Annotated in this window: 19 protein-coding genes; 3 read left to right on the forward strand and 16 right to left on the reverse strand. The window is 57.6% G+C overall.

Features of this window, described 5'->3' with window-relative positions; genetic code table 11:
- Positions 1 to 50: 50 nt before the first annotated feature.
- Entirely contained in the window at positions 51 to 1,088 is a 1,038-nt protein-coding gene (locus AC0GNO_RS18815) for an IS30 family transposase (RefSeq protein ID WP_472905065.1), read from the forward strand.
- A 66-nt stretch (positions 1,089 to 1,154) separates the two neighbouring features.
- Here the strand turns inward: AC0GNO_RS18815 and AC0GNO_RS18820 are convergent, their stop codons facing one another.
- The 3 genes from AC0GNO_RS18820 to AC0GNO_RS18830 form a co-directional block, all read right to left on the reverse strand.
- Entirely contained in the window at positions 1,155 to 1,502 is a 348-nt protein-coding gene (locus AC0GNO_RS18820; RefSeq protein ID WP_472905066.1) for a hypothetical protein, read from the reverse strand.
- Positions 1,503 to 2,022: 520 nt separating this feature from the next.
- Positions 2,023 to 2,439, reverse strand: coding sequence for a thermonuclease family protein (locus AC0GNO_RS18825; protein WP_472905067.1), 417 nt, complete (start codon positions 2,437 to 2,439; stop codon positions 2,023 to 2,025).
- Between the two features lie 333 nt (positions 2,440 to 2,772).
- The gene (locus tag AC0GNO_RS18830) at positions 2,773 to 3,024 is read right to left on the reverse strand and encodes a hypothetical protein (protein ID WP_472905068.1); all 252 of its coding nucleotides are present in this window, start codon (positions 3,022 to 3,024) and stop codon (positions 2,773 to 2,775) included.
- 593 nt (positions 3,025 to 3,617) lie between these two features.
- On the opposite strand from AC0GNO_RS18830, the gene AC0GNO_RS18835 reads away from it, so the two are divergent.
- Positions 3,618 to 4,100 carry a very short patch repair endonuclease gene (locus tag AC0GNO_RS18835; RefSeq protein ID WP_472905069.1) on the forward strand — a complete coding sequence of 161 codons (483 nt, stop codon included), beginning with the start codon at positions 3,618 to 3,620 and terminating at the stop codon, positions 4,098 to 4,100.
- Positions 4,097 to 5,668, forward strand: a complete 1,572-nt coding sequence (locus AC0GNO_RS18840; RefSeq protein ID WP_472905070.1) for a DNA cytosine methyltransferase — start codon at positions 4,097 to 4,099, stop codon at positions 5,666 to 5,668. The genes AC0GNO_RS18835 and AC0GNO_RS18840 overlap by 4 nt, the downstream gene beginning before the upstream one ends.
- Positions 5,669 to 5,807: 139 nt before the next feature.
- Here the strand turns inward: AC0GNO_RS18840 and AC0GNO_RS18845 are convergent, their stop codons facing one another.
- From AC0GNO_RS18845 to AC0GNO_RS18905, 13 genes are all read right to left on the reverse strand, one after another.
- Positions 5,808 to 7,865, reverse strand: coding sequence for an AIPR family protein (locus AC0GNO_RS18845; protein WP_472905071.1), 2,058 nt, complete (start codon positions 7,863 to 7,865; stop codon positions 5,808 to 5,810).
- Between the two features lie 3 nt (positions 7,866 to 7,868).
- On the reverse strand, positions 7,869 to 8,813 hold the full coding sequence (locus tag AC0GNO_RS18850) for a PD-(D/E)XK motif protein (protein WP_472905072.1): 945 nt from the start codon (positions 8,811 to 8,813) through the stop codon (positions 7,869 to 7,871).
- Positions 8,803 to 11,490 (reverse strand): Z1 domain-containing protein, encoded by a 2,688-nt coding sequence (locus AC0GNO_RS18855; RefSeq protein ID WP_472905073.1) that lies wholly within the window; start codon positions 11,488 to 11,490, stop codon positions 8,803 to 8,805. Before AC0GNO_RS18855 ends, AC0GNO_RS18850 begins: the two co-directional genes overlap by 11 nt.
- Positions 11,491 to 11,508: 18 nt before the next feature.
- Positions 11,509 to 13,107 (reverse strand): ATP-binding protein, encoded by a 1,599-nt coding sequence (locus AC0GNO_RS18860; RefSeq protein ID WP_472905074.1) that lies wholly within the window; start codon positions 13,105 to 13,107, stop codon positions 11,509 to 11,511.
- 24 nt (positions 13,108 to 13,131) lie between these two features.
- Positions 13,132 to 13,902: a hypothetical protein gene (locus tag AC0GNO_RS18865; RefSeq protein ID WP_472905075.1), complete on the reverse strand. Its 771-nt coding sequence runs from the start codon at positions 13,900 to 13,902 to the stop codon at positions 13,132 to 13,134.
- 13 nt (positions 13,903 to 13,915) lie between these two features.
- Positions 13,916 to 14,599 (reverse strand): hypothetical protein, encoded by a 684-nt coding sequence (locus tag AC0GNO_RS18870; protein ID WP_472905076.1) that lies wholly within the window; start codon positions 14,597 to 14,599, stop codon positions 13,916 to 13,918.
- A 104-nt stretch (positions 14,600 to 14,703) separates the two neighbouring features.
- Entirely contained in the window at positions 14,704 to 15,480 is a 777-nt protein-coding gene (locus AC0GNO_RS18875; protein WP_472905077.1) for a hypothetical protein, read from the reverse strand.
- Positions 15,473 to 18,205 carry a tyrosine-type recombinase/integrase gene (locus tag AC0GNO_RS18880; RefSeq protein ID WP_472905078.1) on the reverse strand — a complete coding sequence of 911 codons (2,733 nt, stop codon included), beginning with the start codon at positions 18,203 to 18,205 and terminating at the stop codon, positions 15,473 to 15,475. Before AC0GNO_RS18880 ends, AC0GNO_RS18875 begins: the two co-directional genes overlap by 8 nt.
- Positions 18,205 to 20,277, reverse strand: a complete 2,073-nt coding sequence (locus AC0GNO_RS18885; RefSeq protein ID WP_472905079.1) for a hypothetical protein — start codon at positions 20,275 to 20,277, stop codon at positions 18,205 to 18,207. Before AC0GNO_RS18885 ends, AC0GNO_RS18880 begins: the two co-directional genes overlap by 1 nt.
- Before the next feature lie 772 nt (positions 20,278 to 21,049).
- Positions 21,050 to 21,442, reverse strand: a complete 393-nt coding sequence (locus AC0GNO_RS18890) for a RidA family protein (protein WP_472905080.1) — start codon at positions 21,440 to 21,442, stop codon at positions 21,050 to 21,052.
- A 49-nt stretch (positions 21,443 to 21,491) separates the two neighbouring features.
- Complete coding sequence (locus tag AC0GNO_RS18895) at positions 21,492 to 23,285, reverse strand: AMP-binding protein (RefSeq protein ID WP_472905081.1); 1,794 nt, start codon at positions 23,283 to 23,285, stop codon at positions 21,492 to 21,494.
- Positions 23,286 to 23,300: 15 nt separating this feature from the next.
- A complete protein-coding gene (locus AC0GNO_RS18900) occupies positions 23,301 to 24,506 on the reverse strand; it encodes an acyl-CoA dehydrogenase family protein (protein ID WP_472905082.1) in 1,206 nt (401 codons plus the stop codon).
- Between the two features lies 1 nt (position 24,507).
- A complete protein-coding gene (locus AC0GNO_RS18905; RefSeq protein ID WP_472905083.1) occupies positions 24,508 to 25,362 on the reverse strand; it encodes an enoyl-CoA hydratase family protein in 855 nt (284 codons plus the stop codon).
- Positions 25,363 to 25,373: the final 11 nt, after the last annotated feature.

Below are 25,373 nucleotides of genomic sequence, written 5' to 3' on the forward strand. Positions count from 1 at the left end.
GGCGGATTCAAGTCTGAAGTGCAACACCTGCCACCGAGTAAGGTCCGCAGATGCAAAGCACCCCATCCAAGCGCTATCAACAGCTTCAGCCTGAAGACCGCGTGACCCTGGCCAGTCTGGCCCAGCAAAAGTACAGCGTTCGCGCCATGGCCCAAGTCTTGGGTCGTTCACCAAGCACCATCAGCCGGGAGCTGCGGCGCAACGCTCAGCCCGCAGGCTACGCGAGCACCACAGCGCGTGCCTGCGCCCGACGGCGACGCCTGCAAGGCCGCCCACAGGGCAAGCTCCATCGCGATGGCATCCTGTTCGGGTTGATGCGCCACTTTCTGGGCGAGCGCTGGTCGCCTGAACAGATTGCCCTGACACTGGCCTGCATCCTCCCCAGAGGCCATGAGCACCGCGTGTCACACGAGACCATCTACAACTGCATCTACGCCCAGCCCGTGGGCGAGCTCAAGCGCGAGCTGATCGCCACCCTGCGCCACGCCCACAACAAGCGCGTGCCACGCAGCAAAGGGCAAGACCGGCGCGGTCAGATCCCCGACATGGTGAGCATCCACCTGCGTCCGCCTGAGATTGAGGATCGGCAGTTTCCGGGCCACTGGGAAGGCGATCTCATCAAGGGAGAGGCCAACGCCAGTGCGGTGGGCACCTTGGTCGAGCGCACCAGCAGGCTGCTCATGCTCATCAAACTGCCTGAGTTCAAACCTGCCAGCGCAGCCAACGTGATGCAGGCCTTCTCTGACAAGCTGCTGGGGATCGCAGCGCCCATGCGCCAGAGCATGACGTACGACCAGGGGCGGGAGATGGCGATGCACAAGGAGCTCAGCCGCCGCACGGAAATCGCGGTGTACTTCTGCGACCCGCACAGCCCATGGCAGCGCGGCTCCAACGAGAACACCAATGGGCTGGTGCGTCAGTACCTGCCCAAGGGCACCGATCTCTCAGGCTACAGCCAGGAGCAACTCGATGCCATTGCCGATCAGATCAACAACCGACCTCGCAAAGGTCTGGGCGTACGATCCCCGCTGGCGGTCTATCGAGAACTCCTGCTCAACAGCCCGCAACATTCCACCCTCGTTCATTGAACCCCAGGGTGTTGCACTTCAGACTTGAATCCGCCGTGTGTATGATTTTGAAGCGTTGGCTTTTTTCTATTGAGTCTTTTGGAGGGTGGTTTGTGGGCTGTTTGGATCATTGAAGAGTATGGTTCCGAAATAAGCCTTATTGACATAAATTACATATTCTTGACCATATCTCCTTGCTCCAAGCTTGTGCATTGTTGTGAGCAACACCTTTATGGATCGACCAAGCGTGTGTAGGTGAATTTCCCCGGCCATTTCGTCAATGCTGATCCAATCTGTTTCCGCATCGATGTTGACTCCCAGTTCTTCGAATCCTCTTACGAGTTTTGTTTCTAATCTGATAAGGCGTTGAGCAAGTTCCTTGCCGTGCACATTACTTGAAATCATTGGCAAATTGGTTGGTGCGTGATGTGTCATGTTTAACTCCTGGGTTGATATGGCTTGCATCTTGCCAATTGAGAGTCTCCCTGTCAATTCGAGGACTACTGGCTTAATCCCATGGGATTTATCTTGATCGTCAAGTGGAGATGGTGGGTGTAAACTCGTTCTCGTTGTAGCCATTTTGCTTCGACTATTGATTTATGCATGCTCTTATTGATGCATGAAGATCGGCATCAAGTCCTCATCTCCATATGGCCGATACAGCTGCAGAGGTGCCGATGACCCAAACACTTGACAAGTGACGAAAAACGCTGAGCGCCCGCTTTGTAGAATAAGCCTAGTTGGGCGTCCCGCTGTCTCTGGTACTCGCTTTATAGTCGTCCCTGATTTATTCAATTCAGGATAAATCCAGTCGCTGAGTGGGTCACTGTGATGCGATAGCGGCTAGCTCGGGCAGCATCTGGCGCCAGTTCGGCGGTACGCCCTCCACCTCACATAAGCGCAAATAAACCTGCCGCAAGGAGGCCTCACCCTTCATGGCGATCATGCGCAAAAGCTAGCGGATGTTGTAGCCCGCCCGCCAATTCCTGGGGGCAATTGCATGCGGGTCCGACCACAGGTCGCGTCGCTGGGATCGCGCATCTTCCTCTGCACTCGCATAGAGCAGTCGGTCAGATGAACTCTGTTCAACGGCGTACTTTTTGTTGTCCCAGGCACATCCATCGACCACCAATAAAAGGTGGTTCACTTCCCGGCCGTCACTGATTCCTTTGCCCACCCAGCGACCGTAGCGGTCCTTCTTTTCAGTGAGCACCAAGAAATCTTTCTGGAAAATCAGGATAGAAAGGGCTTTTCGGGCGCGTTGCCCGAATGGCTGACGGCGCTCCGGTGTGTCGATACCTGTCAGACGAACTTTGTGCTGTACCTTCTGTGCATCCAGCTCGGTCAAAATGTCGCCTTCCGCGATGGACACGAAAAGGCCCTGTAAGCTCTGAGCGTGCAGCAGGCCGCTGATCGACCAGCAGGCGATCAGCGTCAGGAGAATGCGCCAGTGGGATGACAACCTGTCACGCGTTGAACTTCAAAAAAGATGCCCGGACAGCGCCGGGCGAACAGGTGCGTCACGGCACCTTTCAGGGAGGTGGACTCCTGATGATGAGAGTCAGGGTCCATTGTCGGTTTCGGCACCTCGATTCGGGAATCCGGCCTGTCAGATCCTGCAGAAACTGTCTGCGCGCCGGCACAGGCCATGAACTCGATCACAATTGGCGACTCTAGGTGGAGGGTCGGAGTCTGTTCAGACGACTCAGCTGCCGACGGCATCCTTGATGCATTTCTTGGTGAATCTGTTCTTGGCAGCGCCTGCCAGCATTTTCTCCTGCGCGCCCAGATCACAACGAGCGGTGGCATCTTTTTCGCACTTCTTCAGGAAGGAGGTCTTGGCGGCACCGGCCAACTTCTTCTCGGTCGCAGTAACCGTGCAGCTGAGCTCTTGCGCCCAGGCGGCATGGGACAGGATCAACAGCACAGCTGCGGTGAACAGGGTGGTCTTGAACATGGTTGCTCCATCGGTTGGAGGGCGGCGCGGGGATATCGCAAGCGCAGATGGCGCTAGTCAGCTCTGGACCCGACCCTTCAAGGGCACTTGTAATATATGCTGATTTTATTTACAGTACTCTATGGTCAGCATGCAGCTCCCAAGGAGTACAGCATGACTTCCACCTTTCGTCAGCACTACAAACCCTTCCGCATCCCGGCTCCCGTCGTGCTTCGTCGGCTGTGGGCTTGGTTCTAATCAAGGTCAAAAGACCGGATCAGAGCTTGCCTGCATCCGTTCATGCACACATCCCAACTGAGCACACGGGTTTGGATGGTGTCTGATCATGGATTGAGAACTAGCCATTCACATCTTCATTCATGCATTCCTCCGCTATGCCTTATCTAAAAATTGGTACTCGCGAAACAGCAACATCGCCACCATGGACCTGTCGCGAGCAATGCCCTTGCTAAGTCATGCCAGCAAGTTGGGCAGACCTGGTACGATCAGAGTGCAGAGCTGCGAAGTGTTCAGACTGCCAGCCGTGGGTTAAAGGCACGGGAACCAGTAGGTGCGGCGAGCAAACTTCGTAGTCAGAGCCAGCGGGGAAAACCTTGACAGACATCGTTTCGCCAGAAAAACGCAGTGAGATGATGTCGGGTATCCGAGCCAAGGATACGAAGCCTGAATTGCGGGTACGCAAAGCGCTTTTTTCCCGGGGATACCGATACCGTCTGCATCGAAGGGATCTTCCAGGGACACCTGACATCGTTCTCTCAGGTAGAGGGGTGGCGATATTCGTTCATGGGTGTTTCTGGCATGGCCATGCCGGCTGCAACCTGGCCAAAGTTCCAGGTACCCGTGCAGACTTCTGGAAACGGAAGTTCGAACTTAATCGGCAACGCGACGACGCGGCTATTGGTGCTTTGCTGGCTGCTGGCTGGAGAGTGCTCGTGGTCTGGGAGTGCTTCGTGCGCGCAACCAAGACAGACGAGAGTCTCGCAGCGGCGCTCTCTGGCTGGCTCGAATCAGAAATCATGAGTGGGGAAGTGCGGCAACCCCCGGAACTTAAACAGATAACAACTACTAGCGAATGACCTACAAGATCATCGATCTTTTTGCTGGCCCTGGGGGGTTAGGTGAAGGATTTGCCGCCTATATGGACGGCACCCAGTTCGAGATAGTGCTTTCAGCGGAAATGGAAGCTGGAGCGCACCAGACCCTTTCATTGCGCAGTTTCTTCCGTCACATCCGTGGAGACAAGAAGGCGCTGGAGGCCTACTACAGGTATTGCTCTATGGAAGGTGCCCCGCACCCTAGTGACCAATTTCCTCTCGCGTGGAAAGCGGCTGCCGCTGAAGCTCGCCAGCTCACGCTGGGAGACCCCGGGCACAACAGCGAACTTGACGTGCTGCTGGATAAGGCTGCGCTGAAGCATGACGAGACGGTTCTGATCGGAGGTCCGCCCTGTCAGGCCTACTCGCTGGTCGGCCGATCGCGCAACCGAGGAAAGGCCAACTACGTTGCCGAAGAAGACCACCGGCACTTTCTGTACAGAGAATATCTTCGAATCCTCCATCGGAGCCGGCCAGCAATCTTTGTCATGGAGAATGTCAAGGGAATCCTCTCTTCCCGGGTAGGTGGCAAGCTGGTGTTCCACGACATCCTTAGGGATCTTACCGACCCGGGCAAAGCACTCGGCAAGACGACTGGAGTTCGATACACCATTCACTCCTTGGTCTCTCAATCGACATTCGCGCCGGGCGATGACCCGGAACTGATCGACGCCACATCCTTCATTATCGAAGCAGAAAAATATGGTATCCCGCAAGCCAGACACCGTGTGATTCTTCTTGGGGTGCGGGAAGATCTTGAGTATGACGGCGGGGCTCTACTGCCCAAGTCTGACGAACTACGTGTCATCGACGCAATCGGATGCCTGCCACCGCTGCGAAGCAGACTCAGCAAGGAAGATAGCGACATCAAATGGCGCACCACTGTTGTCAGATTGGCACAGGAGCTTCAGCGCGACGCTGATGCGAAAGGCATGGACGCCATGGCGCTAAGGCTTAGGGCAGGTGCGATTCGGCTGGGTTTCACGCTCGAGACAGGGGCTCTCAGGTATCACCATGCAAAACGCCGATCTGAATCGAGCGAGTATGACGACTGGGTCAGCGATCCGCAGTTGGATGTCTGGCTCAATCATGAATCGAGATCCCATATGCCGAGCGATCTCGCGCGCTATTTCTACACTGCCGTATTCGGACAAGTGTACGAACGGACACCGAAGGGACATCTCAACTTTTCATTGAAGGGTCTTGCCCCTGATCACGCGAACTGGGAGTCTGGAAAGTTCATTGATCGATTCCGAGTCCAATTGCCAGACTCTCCGAGCACGACAGTAACGAGCCACATCGCCAAGGACGGTCACTACTTCATCCATCCGGATCCGGGTCAATGCAGGAGTCTGACGGTCCGTGAAGCGGCGCGTCTTCAGACCTTCCCTGACAACTATTTCTTTCAGGGAAATCGGACACAGCAATATCACCAGGTCGGAAACGCCGTCCCGTCCCTGCTGGCAAACAAGATTGCCAGGGTGGTTCACTCGATTCTCAGCCGTGCCAAGCGGGTTGAGGATCGGTTGTACGAGGCTGTCTCATCGTGAGGGTGTCAGCGCCATTTTATTTGTCACCGCCACGTTTCATGTCGAGATGATGTTCGACTCTGGTCGCCTATGACCACTTGCAGGCTCAGGTGCACGCTTCCCGCTGACATGGAACGGCTGTCAAGTATTCTGCTGCGCATCACGCTTTGAAACCCTCCGCAAGAGCTTTTTTCTCTGCTGCAATCACCCTTTGGCTCTGAGGGCCAGAGGGTATTTTTCGACTGGTCATACTGGCCGCCACGTGCAAGAAGTCCATTTCACTGGGTGTCATGACCAATCCTTCGCTGGCCCACTTATGAAGTCGCGACCAGAATGCCGCACCCCTGCCAACAACATAGGTCTGCGCCTCAATGTCGTTCAGGACTTTCTGTTCCCGCCTAGCTGAGCGCTTTGCTCCCGCCTTTTCTTCGGCATCAATCAGGTCTTTCTCAAGATCGTCATCCAGTCGGACATTCACAGACTGCAGAAGATCATCCCAGCATTTTTCACGCTTGCACCATTCGGTTACGTTGACAACCTTATAGGCGTCAGCAGAAGAGATGATCCTTGCCTGCACCTGCTTGGCAATGTGCAGCAGTGCCAGATTCAGCGAGCTGGACGTAGTCTGCCGGTTCCAGACTTTCAGGAAATCGATGTCCTGCTTGGAGTTCTTGAGTGCATGTATCAGCAAGGCGATGGAATAGGCCACCGTGTTGGCCCTGTAGCCCTGCGCATACCACTCAGCCTCCTTTACAAGGCGTTCAAGAGTGCGGAAGACGATAGTTGCACCGATGATGCCCTTGAACCACTCTTCACCAAATACAACGCCTTCCTCTCCCCATTGTCCTGTCACGTTCTCTGCAAAGAACTTGAAGTTCTTCTGTGCGCCCTGACTGACCACGTGAGGCATGCACATGATCGTGACAAGAACCTTCGCAATATCGGTTTTATGCACCAGCTGCTTTCGCGGATTCTGGACCTCGAACTCTCTCTTCTTCGAAGGAGTCAGATATGCCGATGCGTTGGCGTATTGACCTCTGGCCCGTTCGTAAAACCAATGGGTCATCTGGTGGGATCCCTCTGTTGCGGGCGCCCAGACGTTACGCGAAAAATTCTCTATGCGTCTGTGGAACGGATGGTTGGAGAAGAAATCTGCATCGCTGACCTTGTTCTGACTGTTCGCATACAGAGAGATCTTGGGGACTATTTCGTCAACTAGGCTGGATCTGACCACTGACAGCTTCATCTGCACCCGGACTTTGTCGAGATTCTCAGCTTTGTCCCGCTTCATCACGTTAAATATCGAAGCGGTTGTCTGACCGCCGTTGACGATCTGCAGGTTTTCGAGCCGGTTCAGAACGACGTGGTTTTCATCCAGATTGAAGTCAGCCTTTGCTGCGGTGGCCGAGATGCCGTTGTTGTAGGCGAAGAACATCTGCGGCTCTTCGAGAATGGTCTTGCGTATTCCTTTGTTGACTCCCCTGGTTGCCTGGAGGAAGGTCCGGACGTTCTGTTCAAGAAGGCGGCCGCCATACAGGTCGTAGATTTCGGCGAGCCAGTCGCCCGGGATCACGCTCAGGTAGGAATCGAGTTCAGCCCCTCCTGCATTGGCCGGTAGGCAGGGAAGTCCTTTGCCAAACATCTTCACAAAATCGATGATGATCGGTTCCGGCTCTCCCGTTGACAGGAGTCGCCCGATCGCGACCAGATCCCATACTCTGACAGCCCATTCCCTGTCATTCTTTTTCTTTTTCGGCAGAACCTTGACTGAACTAGAGAGCTTCGCATCGGAGAGGATGTTGAGGCGAATGCGGACAATCGAATGGCCCATCTGCGCAAGCTGCCTTGCCAGACTCCAGATGCTGCTCCCAACGTCGACTTCAAAGGATAGATCACCGTCCACTGCGCGCTCGAAGAATGTCTCCGCGTGCTTCTGGCAGGTTTCCAATATGGTTTTTGTCAGGCTCTGGACTTCAGGCACACCGTGGAAGTCGACCTGGAACAGGTCGAGCGTGGCCTCATCCTCGGAGTAGACGTAGCCATCGATCCGCATACCCTTGTGGACGAAGAAGGCGGGCTCGAACCCTGGCACAGCTCCCGAGTCCACAAGAGCCTCGGCCACTACCGATGCAAAGGCTGTTTCGGAGAAGTCGGACGTTGCAGCGGATCTGGCGGCTACCTGCTGCAGCAGGTCTGCCAGGAACTCATCATCAGTCATGATTCAAACCTCGATCCATGAAATGGGTGACTGAAAGGAGGTCAGTGCAGCCAGCTGGATACCGTAGGTCACCTCATGAATGCCCGGCGCGAGTGTCGACGGGGTGATCCTGGGGAATCCGTCGATCACGGCAAACGCATCCCTCTTCACCACGGCGAACTCCTGGGCCCGATATTCAGGCAGGTCCAGATACCCGAGGCTGGCCAGTTTTTCTTCGAACTCTTCTGTTGCGGATGCCGATGCGCCAAGAGCTACAGTCAATTCGTCGATCAGTGCCCCCAGGCTCTTGCCACCGGCAGAAACTTCAGTCATGTGGCAAACGCAGAGATAGAGGTTTGCGCTATCCACCCACAACTGAGAGGGCGAGGAGATCCGCACAGATTGAGGTGATCCCACAAGGTGTGACTTGATCTCGAAAACCTTGTTGCCTGCGGCAAAGTCCTGTGGGAACCCTGACGGACCCTTCCATGCCTGGATGGCATCCGGACCAAACCTGCTCAGCAGTTCCGTCTGGAAAAAATGGAGCTCAGCGAAAAGCCCGCGAATCTCGTGTGCATCAAGAAGGCGTGGTCCACCTCTTGAGAGCAGCCGCTGCCATTTCAGAAGTCGTGCACATAGAAGTTCAAGGCAGTCGGCATCAGTCTTGGCACTGGAAGTGCAGGCCATCAGATCCTTGCAGAGCAAGGCAAACAGGTCGACATCCTGCGCCTTCGCAAGAACAAGATGCAGCGAATACGTCTTGTCGATCCACTGCACTCGTAATCCCTTGAGGCGCGGGAGATCGCCGTCCCAGCAGACCGGTGAGCCAAGCTGAAGTACCAGCATCAGCTGACTTTCGGCGTTCACCGCGTAGAAGAAGTCGAATGGGTGGTCTGGATCCGCACGCCTTGCGTTCAGTGCTCCCACCTGTGGCGTAACCAACCCGTGCCACGGGCTTTCAGTCTTCATCTGCGTCTTCCTCTGTGCTGCCGTAGTTTTCGGCCCACCATTTGGTGTTCACGACGTACGTCACCTCTGTCGTTTCGTGGCCAGACTCCGGGAAGGCTATTCCCCATGCAACCACACTTGGTTCGGCTGGAGGATTGCGCTTCTCTTTGTCCTTTTCCTTGTCCCAGACGTCGAGCACATGCAACATGAGCAAGGGCCGTGTACGGTGCTGGATGTAGTGCCAGTCAGGAATGTCGCTAGCAACATCCCATGAATTTTCTGCGGCGCTACGCTCTTCCGGGCTCATGCCCGCCTTGACTTGTCCTCTTCCCCCGACTCTGAGTGCTTTGCCGCTCACTGCGATGTAGTCGACGCCGGCCGGGCTGCGTTTCCAGAGAGACGATCGCGACTGGGGTGTTGGTTTGTAGGTGCCAAACAATACAGATGACTTGTCGCCGTTTGATGGACTGAACAGGCAGATGTCCCACCGCTCAAGTTCGTCGGACTCGCGCGCTTTGATGTAGGCATTCACTGGATCGGCTTGGGTGATCAGTGCGACGTCATCGTGATTCTGAAAGCTGGTGACGAAGTTGCGAACGAGCGGTGCAACTGGCATATCTGTCCATAGATAACCGAACTCACTACTAGATTGGTCGGGTTGGCGCAAGTGTGTGAGCGAAGTCAGGAGTTCACTCAATACCACTCTGTTCGCCGCTATGGCATCGGTGCGCAAACGCGTCGTCTCGATCAGCTTGCCGGCCAGTGAAACGGAATGACTGACTTTCTGCCCAGACCGCATCTTGTTTCTGGCTGTCACGATCAGGGATTCAGGGTGTGCTCGCACCTTCAAGCCAAAGTCAACAGGTCGGGCCCCAGCCCTCTCCATCCGGTTGAACTCGTCGCGTAGTTCATCAATGGCTTCTGAGATGTGTGCGTACCAGTCGATGGCCTCTTCTGTCATGTAGATGCGGCAGACATCCGCATAGCCGTCGCGATATCCAAACCAGCGACCCATCTGTAGAAGCGTGTCATACATCATCGAGTTGCGCAGGAAGTAGCTCACGGTCAGCCCTTCCAGGGTGAAGCCTCGCGAAAGCGCAAAACCCCCGATGGCGATCACATGCAGGCCCTCGTTCTTGTATCGCCTGTAGTCCAGCTTGTCTGGTGACTTGCTGTTTACCTTTCTCACTTCAATCGGCCCGGCAGCGCGAACGAGCGCCGCCTGAACATCAGGCCAAGTTTCAGGAACCCTGCCCTCATACTGGCTTTTCCATACCTCGTGCAGCCTGTTCAGCTCAGGGTCACGGAGTGCATCTTGCTTGGGCAGTCCAGCATGGCCCATGCAGGCAGAGCGGATCGTGCTCATCAGGTCCGAGACCAGACCGGTCAGTTTGGTCTGAACATCGTTGAACCGTGAGGCGTTGACCAGCATCGACGAATGACTCTTGTCCTGACCTCGCATCACCTTGATGGCGCGTGCCAGCACGAAGGTGCGCACAGCTTCCTTGAGGCTTTCAGGTATCTGGGTCAGGGGATGGGAGATCTTGTGTTTCTCCGGCAGCAAATCGGTATGGTCATCTACCGATGTCAGAGTGTCGTGAAGATCTCCAGAGTCGGGAAATATCCGGGATGCCCCGACATAGTTGGTCGGAGCATCGAGCGAAATGATGAAGTCCCTCGGAAAGAGGTCCTCGCGCTCCATCTCATCCTTGCTGTCCGGGTCTATGAAGATGTTGGCGAACGGGGTCGCTGTGTATCCTAGGTATACATTTTTGTCGAATGAATCAAGAAGTTTGCGAATCCGATCGTTGATCGCAGATGGCGAGTCATCATTTTTGGACACGTTGACGGATGCGTTGTCAGCCTCGTCATCAATCAGCAGCATTGGAATGCTGCTGATCCTTGCCCCTGCCTGCCTGTTGCGGATCTCCAGCCAATCGATGAGATTGGTCAGGGTGCGTGAGTTCTTCTTCATGACAAGAACCAGGGGCTCGCTGAGCGACTGCAGTGAAACGCCCAGGTCTCGCGTATTGGTCCTGAAATCGCCTGCACGGGTGGTCAGGCAGATAGGCCGTTTCGCCAGGCCATATAGACCCACACCAATTGCTGAGTCTTTGCCGGAAGTTGCTTCCGAGCTGATGCCCGTGAATCCCTCTTCGATGCGTTCCTGTGTCTGGACACGCAGGTCTTCTTGGATTCCTGTGAGGATGACTATGAACTTGTACCCGTAGTCGGCTGCCTTGCAGATGACGCCCGTGTAGTTGGCTGTCTTGCCAGACTGCACATGGCCCACCACCAGACCTCGACGTGCCCAGCGGCCCGTTCTTTCTGGGTCCTGCATCAGGCCGACAATCTTGTCTGTGTCCTTGTCAAGTACCCCTAGGACGGCAGATCCAAATCCCCGGTTTGCGAGATGTCTACGGTAACGGTCGTAGTAGTAGGGAGTCAGACTTGTTCGCCTCCCGGGCAGCCACTCTTCAAAGTCCACCTGAATGGTGGATGCGTCACTCATGCTGATCGAAAGTTGTGCCTCTATCTGGCGTGCTGCTTCTTCGATTTGGCCTGCGCTGATCGTTGTTGAAAGATCCGGGTACAGCGGCAATACAGTCCTCAAGACCAGCCGGACCTGCTCCGGGGTGCGGGCTGGCATGTTCGAGAGGATGCCTATGGCATTGTTCTGAAGATCTTGAAGTGACATTTTTCTCCCCGGTTTGAATCAGTCTGTCGTGGCGCGCTTGGTGATCACTCCGATCTGATCTGGATGGCGACTGAACGGCTCCATGCTGCCCAGCACCGAAACCAGCCCTGCCTGATCAAGATCGGGATTGGCCTGCACGAGCATTTTGGCCAGCGCGAGCATCACATCCATGTCTGGCTGCTCAGACTCAAGCTTCTTGGGCGTGTTGGAGTAGTCACTGAAGAAAGCGGCAGCGGGAAATGTCTGGCCGAACATTTTGAGCATCTGCCTGAGGCGCAGTCTGTCACGCACCTGAAGATCATTGAGCAACTCGGCTAGCAGCGGGTGCTCGTCATTGATTGCGTATTCGATCCGGTCGTTGTGAATCTTGCGGACCCACACCGGTGAGGCGCTCGTCTCGATCACCACCTTGCCTCTTTGGGTGTAGGGCCGTTTGGCCCCTGAGCGGATCTGCTCGATGACCTGTCTGAGGCGGTTTCTGACAATCAGCGGCGGATGCGCGCGAGCCTTGCGCACATCGATACCCCAGTGGTGATCCATGTTGTTGGGGATGTCGATGCGAACCCTGGCCAGCTTTGTAAGTTCTTCCTGCCGGGCCAGTCTGAACCAGCTTCCCCATATGATCAGCCGACGGTTGCGGTATATGTAGAAGCCTTGGTTCCTGAGGTAACCCTCCGGTCCTGCCAGGCGTTCATAGTCTTTTGCGCTAACCTTGGAGTGGTGGGGCAGCACGAACGCTTGAATCCTGACCTCGCTGTTTCTGACCCGCACCACCTCGAGCGGAAGCTTCTGCGTTGCGATGTCCAGTTCTGAAAAGGGATCATAGGGAGCGATATCTGTCCCATTGATGGAAATGCGAATTTTTTTCAGTCCCGGTTCGCCTGCCAGAAAACGGTGAAAGATTCTTGCCAGATGCTGTCTGACGGATGACATCAGTTCATTAAAAGCGTCATGACCCATGTCTCCCATGCCCGCAAGTTCGAGGCGGTCGATCTTGCGCCACAGAACTGATGTCCCGTTTCCATCAGACGTCAGTCCACAGGGCAAATCCGATATCTCGGTCTGATGAATCTCGGTGATTTCCCATTTATTGGTTGCGGAAACCCGGTCAAGGTCCCAGCGCATTCCATTGAGTTCTTCAGCCCTTCTGGCCAGTACGGTCAGTTCGCGGCATTGGCTGAAAGAGGCCGTTTTCAGACCCAGGCCAAATCGCCCCAGATCGTGCTCGGCGCGTTCAAGTCTGGGATCTTTCGATCCTGGTCTCATGGCCTCCAGCAACTCTTCCCTTGTCATGCTACATCCATCATCGATGATCGCAATCCATGGGAGATCGGCTTCCCAGCCATAGCGCAGATCGATATTCTTGGCGCCGGCGGCAATGCTGTTGTCAATGATGTCCGCCACTGCGGAGTCAAAGGAGTAACCGATGTCGCGCATGGCCTCGATCATCACCGAGGCACGTGGCATGAGCTCTATGGTGGCGAAGTCTCCCAATCCCTTCACTGGCGTCCCAATCTGTAAGTTTTTTAGATTCTGCCGTATTTCAGGACAGCATTCAGTTAACCGTGCATTCGTGGCGCTGCGCCATTTTTTTGTTTTGTTGAATGGTGCATGCATCAACGAGAGTGGCCATGACGGCGCTCATCCCAGGATCCCTCCGGATTCGTGTGGCAGAAAACTGAGATCTTCGCCGTTCCAGATGGCCCACCACCCGCTCATCCTTTCCGCCGTGTCCTGCGGCATCTCGCAGATCAGATCTTCAATGGCGTCTTCCACGAAAACTTCGGTCCCGGGCGCCAGATCGTGCGGGATGACGTATGCGGCCACGGGCATGGCAGGACCCTGAGGCTTATAGAGGAAGTATGGGAAAACCGGCAGATGGATCTTTTCCGGTCCGTCGGCCCAGTCTGGTGGCATTCGACGGTCATCGGTGAAGACGACTTGTCCGGTTTCAGTGTTCTGATAGACAGCCAGCTGGTGTCTGACGCCTTCTCCCGAAGCCGCCCGGCGAAACAACAGCTTGAATCCGTTGGCTGCCGCGAAGTTCATTTCACTTCGGGTGCGGGCAGTTCGGATCACTCGCCTTTCAGGTTCATTCTGTTCCTTGCGATTTTTCCACTTCTGCACCAGCCAGTGCATCGCGACAGGCTCCATCACATGAACCACATTCTTCGCTGCCGGAGTGGCAAAGAAGCACACATCTTTGTCGGCTGTGACTGCGTCTAACGCATCCTGATCGGTGAGGTACGCCAGATTCTTGACCTTTGTTTTGCAATGCATGCAATTGAATTCGCGCTCCGTTTCGGCAGCGCTGATCTCTCGTGACAGTCGCGATGCAAGAGGGCAGCTGACGTGTTTGATGAGAGCGCCCTGGTCGGTGAAAAGGGATTGCGTGTCGGTAACGTAGATCATGCTGGTGTCCTGTTCAGACCATTGATAGGGTGGGGGTCATCTGGGCGTCCTGCATTTGCAGCCAGGCGTTCACTTGCTCCAGCGTTTCGAACATCGGCGCATCTTCCGCCCAGCCACCGGCCAGGTAGCCCTCTTCACCGAAGACATCCCAACCCTTGACGCTGATGCGCAAGGGTGTGTGAGCGTTGTTCTTGCATTCGAGCGTGACTGGGAACCGGGCCTCTCTCGCTGTGAACATCCGATCTCCCAGGCGGACATGTTTTTCAACGGCCAGAGAGCAAGGACCCGGCGGCTCCGATCGAACCGGACGACTGGGTCTGGTCATGCCCATGTGTGCCTTCCACTTCTGAAGCAGGGCCTGGTGTTGAGGGCAACGGGTCTCGGAGCAGGTCAAAGTCTGAAAAGTCCTGCGGTCAACCCGACTCTCCTCAAACCAATAGCGAAAAACGGGCTCACCATGACGGTTGTTCTGCAGCGAAATGCGCGTCAGAACATCGCCGGACCGGGCTTCATGCGTGATTCCGCCGAGCCGGCCCTGCTCTTCAAACTGCTGCAACAGCTGCTTTTCCATTTCGTCCAACATCGTGTTTCCCTTTTCGATGGCCCATGAAAAAACCGCCGTGTTCAGGGCAGCCAGGGCTCTGAAGGAACGGTCGGTCACGTGCTCAAGGATGCCCAGAGTCACGACGCTGAGCAATGGAGAGTCCTGGCGAAGACACAGGTTTTTGCTTGACAACAAGTGTGATCCGGGCGTCCATAGATCGGCTCATACGGTTTCGACAGCAATGGCAGGTTTGCTCGTTAAGCGTTGAAATCCGGAGTCAGTTCCATCCAGAATTGATGAGCTTGGCCATCTGTCCACCGGTAGGTGACCGCGATGCTGAACGTCAGAGCCTTGCCAGCATGCATGGCAATGGCCAGGGCGCTGAAGAAATCACTTGATCGCAGTGACGGCTTGATCTCCAGTTTCTGTGTTTTCCCGGCTGCCTTAATTTCCTGATTCGTGCGAGGGCACACCAACGGCGCCTGAAGTCTGCCTACTACGAAGCGAGGGGTGATTGCCTCAATCTTGGCGCAGACTGTTGTCAAGACGCCCAGAGGGAGTACCGAGGGGACGCTACTCATCTCCAGCAGTTCGCCCTCTGCGCTGCTATTGATGTGTAGCACTCCTTCGCGCGTTTGACTGATGATGGCGCGAAGAGACTGCAGGTCAGGGTCGACTGCAGGATCGGCATCAGTCATCAAGGCGTGTTCGTATCGCTCCCGCAGGGCAGCCTGTTCACGAAGCAGCGAAACGATGTCCTGGACATACAAGTCGGATCCAGGGTCTTGGCTTTTTCCAAACCTCAGCGATAGTTGCCGGCTCTTTTCCAGAAACACCTCCAGCTTCAATCCCTCGGCATCGATGCGTGTTCGACAGTCCATGTTGGATCCTTGCAGCCGTCTGAGGCGAGGCAGTTCGACGCGGAGTTGATGGAGCGCGCTCTCTCTTCGATTTCTGAGAGCCTCGTCGCTCATCTGGGCGCCTATGCCAGCCAAAGGGATCACGGAGATCAGATTACGGTTCGGATCAAGCATCTGCGATCACCACCTTGAGCAGACAGTACGCCTTGAGAACGGTCAACCAAGCTTTGAGGAGACCGATCGTGCTGGCCGAATTGGATGAGTGCCTTTTTTCCGAAGAACTCCAGAGTTGAAGATAGATGGCAGGTCGTCCCACACGGGCCGGCACGTATGCCACGTCTGCGTTCATGCCGAAAATCTGAGTGAAGACCGTCGAAACTGCGTGAACCTGGACAGCAATGTGCTGTGCCTGGTAGCGAACGGATTGCAGACGCCTCTTGGTGGATCCAGCAGGGGCCAAAGCCGACGAACTCGCGACGATGGAGATGCAACCGGGGCGGATTCCGGCGAGCTTGATCAGCTCGAAGATGCCTCGCGGCAGGGTTCCCGTCTCGAGGGAAATGTAGTCACCTCGACCACAGGACTCCCAACTCCTGATGGCTGCTTCGAAGACCTTGACGTCGTCGCAACGAGTCATCAGATCGCCAAACTGATCCAGATCGGTATGAAGAATCCGGGACATCGATACACCGCACTGGTGAAGGAGAAGCAAAACGCTTTTGCCCATGGCCGATTTCTGCTTTCTGGGGAACAAGGCAGCAGCACGGTCAGAAAGCCACTCGCAATACCTGTTGATCCAGCGTTCAGTCTGTTGGTCAGTCAGGCCGAGGAACATCGACATGTCTGCGCGTCGCGAGGGGTGAGTCAGCCGCCAAAGAACATCGGCGATGTTGGCAGGCACGACTGCCTTGGGTCCCGCAAACGTCCCCTTGGGTGCATCAACATCCGAGCGATAGCTGAACAGATCGACCAGACGAGGCATGGCAGGGATGGTGCCTGACGTGCTCGCTATCGGTATGCCTTCCAGGGCTCTCCAGGTGGTGGCAGTCATCGACTGTCCACTGCGTCTAACTCGCTGGGTCAGAGTGTTGGGCTTCATGCCAAGCCATCCGGATGCATCGCTCACCCTGATGTCCAGGCAGTCGAACGCAGCCAGGTCAAGCCATAGCCGAAGCGCCTCTTCGTAGCGATGGGTGTAGACCAGGAGTGTGGTCGCAGGACTGCTGTGACCCGAGCGGGCCGCAAGCATCTCCAGGTCGTTGCCGTCATAAAGAGAGCAGCTTGTGAAGATGTCGTGTGCGCCTTGGCTCACCACAGAGTGACGCAGATCGTGGAAACGCGCACGTGCGTCTCCGGTGGCGCATTTGAGAACGGCGTTCACGTAGTACAGGAACGCAGACCTGCGGTAGACCACATCGTCATCGTGCATGTCCGCGAAGAGGCGAGCGTTCGATGGAGCTGCCTCCTGCCTTCTCAGTGTCAGCCATGTTTGTAGATCTTGAAGAGTCTGGGCATTGCGGATCCAGAGGCGGCGCTGACTGTCCGGTGTCTTTAGTCGACCGCGATTGGCCTTTCGTACGACCTCGATTTCCGCATAGTGCCCACAACTGTCGTTGCTGAAGCTCACGTTGGCGATCGTCAGTCGAAGCACCTCCTGGATGCGAACCGGATTTTCTGATGCGATGCCTAGGGCCAGCTTCGCCATCTTGCCAGTGCGGGCATCGACACACGTCGAGCAGGCAGCTCTGGCTGCTTCAAGTTCATGTGGCCATATCAGGTTCACACGGGCAGCAGTAGGCACAGCCTTGCGTGCGTCGAAAACAGATACTGGAGCCAGGTCAAAGTGTTCTGATAAGTAGTCCTGGAACGATGCCAAGGCTGCAGAGGCTTCATTCACAGCGCTGTCCGGTAGTGATGCGAGGATCAGTCTGTAAGCATGCTCTCTTGAAATGGATGACCAGTGTTCCAAATCCGAAGGTAGTTCCCCCAGTTTTTGGGCCATGGGCTGCATGAGGATTCGTGCGTATCCACGAACGGTTCTTGCCGACGGGTTGCGCGTGGCGATGGTTCCATCGGAGATCATGTGTGCGACCCAGCCGAGCACCACCGCGCAGGCTGGATGCGTTCCGCCCAGACGACCTACCAAGTCACGCAGCTCGAGTGACCACTGCCGCTTGGTAATGCCGTCGATCATTGAAGGACTTTGTCTCGTCAGGATGTCTGATGCCAGTTGTATGACTGTCAGACTGACGCGCTCTCCACTGTTGTCCTCTGCACATTGCACGAATTGATGGGTTGTTTCCTCGGACTCGATGGCATCTTCTGAATTGCTGAGAAGAGGTTTTCCCCTTTCCAGGCGCGCCCATGTTGATGATGGTGCGGCTTGAAGAGGCTGCAATTCGACGATGTGAGCGAAGAGCACCGGCGGCAGGCGCTCAGACAAAAAGGCGAGCTGTCCATCCACCAATGCCTGAAGGACATGGCGGGGCGCTGCGCCAACTTGAAGAGCGCCCAGCCACTTCGCCAGCTGTGCGCGCAAGTCGACATCGCACCATTGAATGGTTTTCAGGTCTGCAATCGTTCTTGCTGTGAAAGGAGATAAGGCGCGGCGCTCTGTGCGAACAGGGTTTTGAGCGAACCACTCGATGTGGACTTTCCCGCCAAGGACATAGGTCTGTGTGCGGCTATCGGCTAGTTGTGCGATGGCATCAAGTGTCAGGCCATCGAATGCGACGAGTCGTGCTGCCAGCAAACCGTAAGAAGAATCTTGCCTGGATGCGGCCGTTTGCATGAACCTCGTGAAGTTCGCGCCAAGTTCCGATGTGGTGGGGGTTACCGACCATAGCGCGGGACCATCGAATGGAAATGTGAAGCCAAGTGCACTGGTGGAGTACTCCATCACTGGATCTCCTTGCGCAGACCCGAAGCAGGAGACCCGAAAAGTTGGCAAGCGATTCGGTCGAGCTTGGGCAGAAGTCGTGATACCGACGTGCACAGTGCACCTTGACTGTATGAGCCTGAGTGCATCACGCCCGCTTGGCTGTGCCTGAGCATCTGGTCAATGAGTGTCGACGGCAACAACTCTTTGCGTAGGAAGTTCTCCAGAACCTTCCTCCCGACGTCCAGAGGCAGAGAGTAGCTCTCGTTCAATGACGTCATCACGTCACGCGTTCTCAAGGGTCGGACGTCCCCGTTCCGGTTTACGGTCCAAAGAAGGTGAACGCTCTTGGACTCAGAGACATCTCTCGAGTATGTGGTGACCTGATCTTCTGGTCCGACGAGACGATGAAGCCGCCGACTCAGTGCCGCGCAGTGCACCTTGTAGAGGTCGATGGTATGGCTCGCAAACCGACAAAGTGGCACCGCTTGATAGCCTCGACTGATCGATGTCGTCTTGTCTCGGAGAGGTACCCAGTTCTTGCTTGCGGAAATCGTCGCCACGAAGTTGATCTGAACAGCGGCGCGTGTCGCCAACAAAACACTTAGTCGCCATGCGGTGAACCGACTGTAGGCGTCGTGGTGTTTCAGCAAGCAATCTGCCGACGAGTTCGGACCCGGTTGCAGTTGATCGACAAGTTCCTTTAGTAGCTGGTCGTGCAGTCGAAGCGACCTGAGCGTTGGCATGACCGCAGTGCCAAAGCCATTGCTCGCGTTGTCGTTTCCGTCGGTCGGATCAAGACCAAGGTCGACGTACAGCTTGTGTTCAGCAAGTCGCCATTCGTCTGAATCCAGCCTTGCGTAGTACAGCTTCGACCTTCCGATCATGCCGAGATCTAGCGAGAGAAGCGCCGCCAGTAGCGAGTTTTTTCCGTTGCGAACCAGGTAAGGTCCCAGCGTGCGACGCAGACGCGCCCATGTCGGTTTGATTTCGTCTTGGGTATCGATGATTGCAGCGTTTGCAGGCGGGATGGGCTCGTTCCTGAATAGGTCCATCAGGCTTGTTGCCCTTGGTTCAAGCATCGCCCTTTTCTGCAGGTTGCTGGTCAGCCTGGAGGGAAGACGTATCTCGAGAATGTACGAAGCCGGTAGACATCCCGGCAAGGGTTTGGCCGCGTCGTGGACAACAAACTGGAGATCCACTTTCATGATCCCGTTTCTTGGATCTAGAGCCATGACCTGCATTGACGACGACTCTTGGGATAGCGGGACAATCGTCAGGAGCTCAATGTTCAGACCCGTGCGAAGCGCCAAGGTCCCCAAGGCTCCAGTCAAAGTATCCTGATCTATCTCCTTGGAGAGGTGAGCACACACGGCCCTCAATTGACGGTCGGTTAGCTGGCGGTGATCAAGTCCTGCTGCAGTGTGGGATGGCGTGGCATTTAGAGTGGATCCCAGAATTTGCCCGTTGACCAGGTCTGTGAAATGGGCAGGAGGGGGCTCCTCATCCGAGAAGATATTGACCACTTCTCTCCACATGCGCATAAGTCTGGACACTGAAGATTCGTATCGGCACCCGTCAGGGATATAGCCCTTGAGCAAGACTGCCAGGTCCGCTTCGGTGAGAGTCAATTGGGATATTTCGCGAATTTGTGCTGCGCGCGCCGCTGGGATAGGTTCGCGATTTCTGATGGCCAAGATGGCGGCGCATCCGATGTACATAAGGGTTGCAGGTCGTGCTTCCTGTTCGCAAACCTTGTTGAGTTGGTACCAGACCGGAGCAGATGCGGACAGGCCTTTCAGGCTTCCAGGCGCAGCCGTTGCTTCACTATTCAGATTGCCCAACAGGACCGCAAGCTCTTGAGCAGCCCTGAGCAGACGAAGGCCCACATCGGAGGGTTTGTGCAGCGTCAGGATTACTTTGGTGAGGCTTGAGGCGATCAGTCTCACCACCAATATGCAGCCTGGAGAACTAGTAGGCGGTCGAAGCGCGATCATCAACCGCTCGACGTAGTCCTTTGTTTGAGGGTGCTCATTTTGAGCAAGAAGAAGTAGATTCGCTGATGGCGGCGGATTCGAGAACGATGCATGCATGGATATCTCCACAAAGCCCGCACACACGCACTCGCTCCAACAGCGCGCCTGCACAGAAATCAAACTCGAAAACGGGAGGAAACAGGAGGGCTGCACGTCAAGGACGTGCAGCGATCCTAGTAATGGCTAGGATCAGGAAACGTGTGTATGCAGTGGCCACGGTGAAGCGGGTACGTTCAGTACCGTGCGCGAAAGGCCCATCTGCGATTGGTGATCAACCCCGGTATTGCCGAGGTTTCTCAGTTCTATATCCCGCGTTCACACCCAGCGGGACTTGTGCAATGGCATTCACCAATGCTTTGTCAAAGGCAGCCACGAGCGACTTTGACAGAAAAAATGCATTTCCGAAGTGTCGGAGCCGTGTTTATAGCATCCCCACGATTCTTCTTTACTGACTTGGCTTCCCAAAGGTCGTGTCGGGGAGGGCGGCGGGGCGGGCTTTTCAGGTGATGGTTGTGACAGATTGGCGTGGTGGGAAGTGTCTCGACTTAGCGAGATGTCATCTGGGTTTATTCGATGACACTAGGTATGTCTCCGTAAGTACTTGATTCTTAAGCAGTGCGAGGGCGTGAAAGCCGATCAACACCGCGAGAGGTCGATCAATTTCGCTGTGTATACACAGCAAAATAAATAGTCTCATAACCCAGTCGCAAGTTCAAATCTTGCCTCCGCAACCAATCCGGAACTTGCCAGAGTTCCTCAACAAAGCCCGCTGAAGCGGGCTTTGTTGTTTCTGCTCTCGCCTTGTGCAGCCCGACGTTCGTCTGCGGTATCAATCCGGAAGAACCGCTGTCACTTCGATCTCGATCTTGGCCCGCTCTTCCACCAGAGCGCTCACCTCAACGCAGGTCATGGCCGGGAAGTTTTTCCCCATCACTTCGCGGTACACGGTGCCGAGTTCACGCAGCCGGGTGTTGTACTCCACCCGGTCGACGATGTACCAGGTCATGCGCACCATGTGTTCTGGCCCGGCGCCGGCGCAGGCGAGCACGGCATGGATGTTCAACAGCGCCTGGCGGGTCTGGGCGATGAAGTCGTCGGACTCGAACACCTGTTCGCTGTTCCAGCCGATTTGCCCACCGACAAACACCAGCGTGCCGCGGGCTGCCACGCCGTTGGCGTATCCCTTGGGGGTGGCCCAGCCGGGCGGTTGCAGGAGTTTCATGGGGGTGGTGGGTGTTGTTGGGGTGGATCGGATCTGACAGATGCCCATTTCAGGCGCCTGATTCGGTGGCGAGCTTGCGCAGCGCGAATCGCTGCAGCTTGCCCGTTTCGGTGCGCGGGAGCTGCGTCACAAAGAGTACATCGCGGGGGTATTTGTAGGGGGCGAGCGTGTGTTTCACATGGTCCTGCAGCGCCTTGACCTGCGCGGCGTCGCCCGTCTCGCCGGGCTTGAGCACCACATAGGCCACGATCACCATGCCGCGTTCATCATCGGGGCGTCCGACCACGCCACATTCGGCGACTGCGGGGTGTTGCAGCAAGGCGGCTTCGACTTCGGGGCCGGCCACGTTGTAGCCGGCGGTGATGATCATGTCGTCGGTGCGCGCCTGGTAGATGAAATAGCCGTCGGCGTCCTGGCTGAAGGCATCACCGGGGTAGTTCCAGCCGTCCTGCACGTACTGCGCCTGCCGCACATCGTCGAGGTAGCGGCAACCGGTCGGCCCTTTGACGGCCAGCCGACCCACTTGTCCACGGGGTACTTCCTGACCGACCTCGTCCACGATCCGGGCTTCGTAGCCGGGCACGACCTGCCCAATGGCGCCCCGCTTGACGCTTTCGGGCGCAGAGGAAATGAAGATGTGGAACATCTCGGTGGCGCCGATGCCGTCCAGCATCTCCAGACCACTGGCTTCTTTCCACAGCTGCCGTGTGGCGTCGGGCAGGCCCTCGCCGGCGCTCACGCTGAGGCGCAACCGCCCCACGCCATGCTGGCGGGCGAACGCTGCCATCTGGCGGTAGAAGGTGGGCGCGGTGTAGCAGATGGTGGCACCCACCCGGTTCATCAGCACCACCATCGCCTCGGGCGTGTAGGGGATGCTGGGGAAATAGACCGACGCGCCCGCGTACATGGGGAACACCAGCAGGCCACCCAGGCCAAAGGTGAACGCCAGCGGAGGCGAGCCCATGACGATGTCGTCGGGTGTGGCGCGCAACACGTGGCGCGGCCAGGTCTCGCAGGCTGCGATCAGGTCGCGGTGGGTGTGTACGGCGGCCTTGGGTTTGCCGGTGGTGCCCGAGGTGAAGGCCAGCAGGGCGATGTCATCGCCGCTCGTTGGGCAGGGCGGTGCGGCGTCGGCGGGCTGATGGCGCGCCAGGGCTTCCAGTGAATCGGGCAGCACCACCGCCGCGTCGCCGGTGTTGAACACCCGAACGGGCATCGGCGCGGTGTCGGGGTCGGCAGCGAGCGCGGTCCTGAGTTCGTCCTGCAGCTTCACATCGCACAGTGCGGCACTGGGCCGGGCTTTGGCGATGACGGCCTGCAGTTCCACCGCGCGCAACAGGGGCATCGTGGCCACCGCGATGAGGCCGGACTGCACGACGGCGAGCCAGGCCAGCGCCATGGCGATCGAATTGCCACCCCGCAGCAGCACGCGGTTGCCGGAGACCAGTCCCAGATCGTGCGTCAGCACATGGGCCATCCGGTTCACTTCTGCGCGGGCCTCGGCGTAGGTGAGCGTGCGTTCGTCGCTGCGAAACAGCGGTCGATGGGCATGCCCCTGGGCGAAGGCTTGGTCAAACAGGGTCTGTACCGCGTTGAGTTGCGCGGGTAACAGCAACTCGGGCAGGTCGTAGCGCAGCTCCGGCCACTGTTCGGGCGGCGGCAGGCGGTCGTGAACGAATCGATCAATCTGAGCAGAAGAGATGGAATCTCCCCCGCCGCGCTGCACGTGGCCACCTCCGGGGGGCGCAGCCTGAGGCCCGGCAATGCCGGTTCCTCGGACGACGCTGGAAGGCGGCACTTCGTTCATGGAGGCGTGCGCTCCGGCATTCGGGTTGGTTGGCATGGGAGGCCTCCGGTCTCAGGTCTTCAGCGCATTTTTTCCAAGGATGAGCAGCTGCACTTCGCTCGCACCTTCGTAGATGCGCAGCGAACGGATGTCGCGGTAGAGGTGCTCAATGGTCTGGCCCACCTGCACGCCGCGCCCGCCGAACATCTGCAGCGCCATGTCGATCACGCGTTGCGCGTTTTCGGTGGCGGTGAGTTTGGCGCTCGCGGCCGCGGCGGTGTAGGCTGGGGTGCCGGCCCCGCTGGTACTGCTGCAGTCGCGTTGCCAGGCCGCGCGGTAGGTGAGCAGGGCGGCGGCGTCGATCAGGGCGCTCATCTCGCCCAGCCTGGCCTGCGTGAGCTGGAAGTCGGCCAGGGTCTGGCCGAACATCTTGCGCGTCTTGGCGTGGGCCACGGCTTCGGCGAAGGCGCGGCGAGCCATGCCCAGCGCGGCGGCGGCCACCGAGGCGCGGAAGATGTCCAGCGTCTGCATGGCGAGCTTGAAGCCGCCGTTGACGCTGCCCACCAGGGCGTCGCTGCCGACGTGGCAGTCCGTGAACGTGAGCGTGGCCAGCGGGTGCGGAGCCATCACCTGGATATGCGCGCTGGCGTCCAGGCCCTGGGTGTTGGCATTGACGATGAAGGCGCTGATGCCGCGTGCGCCGGCGTCCGGCGCGGTCTTGGCGAACACCACGTAGAAGTCGGCCATGCCGCCGTTGCTGATCCAGGTCTTCTGGCCGTTGAGCGTCCAGCCGCTGGCCGATGGCGTGGCGCGCAGGGCCATGGCGGCCACGTCGGAGCCGGCCTCGGGCTCGCTCAGCGCAAAAGCAGCGATTTTCTCGCCCGTTGCGACCGCGCGAAGGTAGTGCGACTGTTGTGCGGCTGTGCCCGCGAGCGTGATGGCGCCGCTGCCCAGGCCCTGCATGGCGAACGCGAAGTCGGCCAGCGGCGAATGGTAGGCCAGGGTCTCGCGCAGGATCACGAGCGCGCGCGAGTCCAGCTCGGGCAGTGCGCCGCCGTGGACCTCGGGCACACAGTAGCGCAGCCAGCCGGCAGCGCCCAGTCGTTGCACCCATTCTTTGCAGGCGGCGCGGTCGTCGGACTCGTCCACGTGTTGTTCGCGCGCCCAGGCCACGAGGCCGTTGGCCAGAGCGCGGTGGGCGTCGTCGAAGAAGGGCAGTTCGAGGTGCGCGGTCGGCGCCAGAGCGCCGTGCGGGTGGGGGTGTTCAAAAGCGACCACATCAGTCTCCCTGGAACTGCGGGCGTTGCTTGGCCGCAAACGCCTCGTACGCGCGCCGGAAGTCCTGCGTCTGCATGCAGATGGCCTGGGCCTGGGCTTCGGCTTCGATGGCCTGGTCCAGCGTCATGGCCCATTCCTGGTGCAGCATGGTCTTGGTCATGCCGTGCGCGAAGGTGGGGCCTTGGGCGAGCTGGGCCGCGAGCTTGTGCGCCGCTGGCAGCAGCGCGGCGCTCTCGTGCAGCGCGTTGAAGAAGCCCCAGGCCTGGCCTTCGGTGGCGCTCATGGCACGGCCGGTGAACAGCAGCTCGCTCGCGCGGCCCTGGCCGATCATGCGCGGCAGCAGGGCGCAGGCGCCCATGTCGGCACCGGCCAGGCCGACGCGGGTGAACAGGAAGGCTACGGTGGCCGCGGGCGTGCCCAGGCGCAGGTCCGAGGCCAGGGCCATCATCGCGCCGGCCCCCGCGCACACGCCGTCGAGCGCGGCCACGATGGGCTGCGGGCAGGCGCGCATGGCGCTCACCAGCGCGCCCGTCATGCGGGTGAAGGCCAGCAGCTCGGGCATGCTCATCTTGGTCAGCGGGCCGATGATCTCGTGCACGTCGCCACCGGAGCAGAAGTTGTCGCCTGCACCCGTGAGCACCACGGTCTTGATGTCGGTGGCGCGCTGCAGGGCCAGGAACCAGTCGCGCAGCTCGGCATAGGAGTCGAACGTGAGCGGGTTCTTGCGCTCGGGGCGGTTGAGCGTGACGGTGGCCACGCCCTCGTTGACGCTGAGGGCAAAGTGTTGGGGCTGGCTGCCCGCCATGGCGCTGTACTGGCCGCGCATGGGGTTGTGGTCGGGGATGGGGTGTTTCATAGGGCGAGGTC

This window comes from Hydrogenophaga sp. L310, from assembly GCF_055703065.1.

Coding starts and splice junctions, on each gene's coding strand:
- AC0GNO_RS18820 (WP_472905066.1), bottom strand. CDS start 1,502: ATGACACATCACGCACCAACCAATTTGCCAATGATTTCAAGTAATGTG.
- AC0GNO_RS18855 (WP_472905073.1), bottom strand. CDS start 11,490: ATGTCACTTCAAGATCTTCAGAACAATGCCATAGGCATCCTCTCGAAC.
- AC0GNO_RS18860 (WP_472905074.1), bottom strand. CDS start 13,107: ATGCATGCACCATTCAACAAAACAAAAAAATGGCGCAGCGCCACGAAT.
- AC0GNO_RS18905 (WP_472905083.1), bottom strand. CDS start 25,362: ATGAAACACCCCATCCCCGACCACAACCCCATGCGCGGCCAGTACAGC.
- AC0GNO_RS18875 (WP_472905077.1), bottom strand. CDS start 15,480: ATGCTTGATCCGAACCGTAATCTGATCTCCGTGATCCCTTTGGCTGGC.
- AC0GNO_RS18895 (WP_472905081.1), bottom strand. CDS start 23,285: ATGCCAACCAACCCGAATGCCGGAGCGCACGCCTCCATGAACGAAGTG.
- AC0GNO_RS18880 (WP_472905078.1), bottom strand. CDS start 18,205: ATGGAGTACTCCACCAGTGCACTTGGCTTCACATTTCCATTCGATGGT.
- AC0GNO_RS18850 (WP_472905072.1), bottom strand. CDS start 8,813: ATGAAGACTGAAAGCCCGTGGCACGGGTTGGTTACGCCACAGGTGGGA.
- AC0GNO_RS18845 (WP_472905071.1), bottom strand. CDS start 7,865: ATGACTGATGATGAGTTCCTGGCAGACCTGCTGCAGCAGGTAGCCGCC.
- AC0GNO_RS18840 (WP_472905070.1), top strand. CDS start 4,097: ATGACCTACAAGATCATCGATCTTTTTGCTGGCCCTGGGGGGTTAGGT.
- AC0GNO_RS18885 (WP_472905079.1), bottom strand. CDS start 20,277: ATGCATGCATCGTTCTCGAATCCGCCGCCATCAGCGAATCTACTTCTT.
- AC0GNO_RS18865 (WP_472905075.1), bottom strand. CDS start 13,902: ATGATCTACGTTACCGACACGCAATCCCTTTTCACCGACCAGGGCGCT.
- AC0GNO_RS18890 (WP_472905080.1), bottom strand. CDS start 21,442: ATGAAACTCCTGCAACCGCCCGGCTGGGCCACCCCCAAGGGATACGCC.
- AC0GNO_RS18830 (WP_472905068.1), bottom strand. CDS start 3,024: ATGTTCAAGACCACCCTGTTCACCGCAGCTGTGCTGTTGATCCTGTCC.
- AC0GNO_RS18815 (WP_472905065.1), top strand. CDS start 51: ATGCAAAGCACCCCATCCAAGCGCTATCAACAGCTTCAGCCTGAAGAC.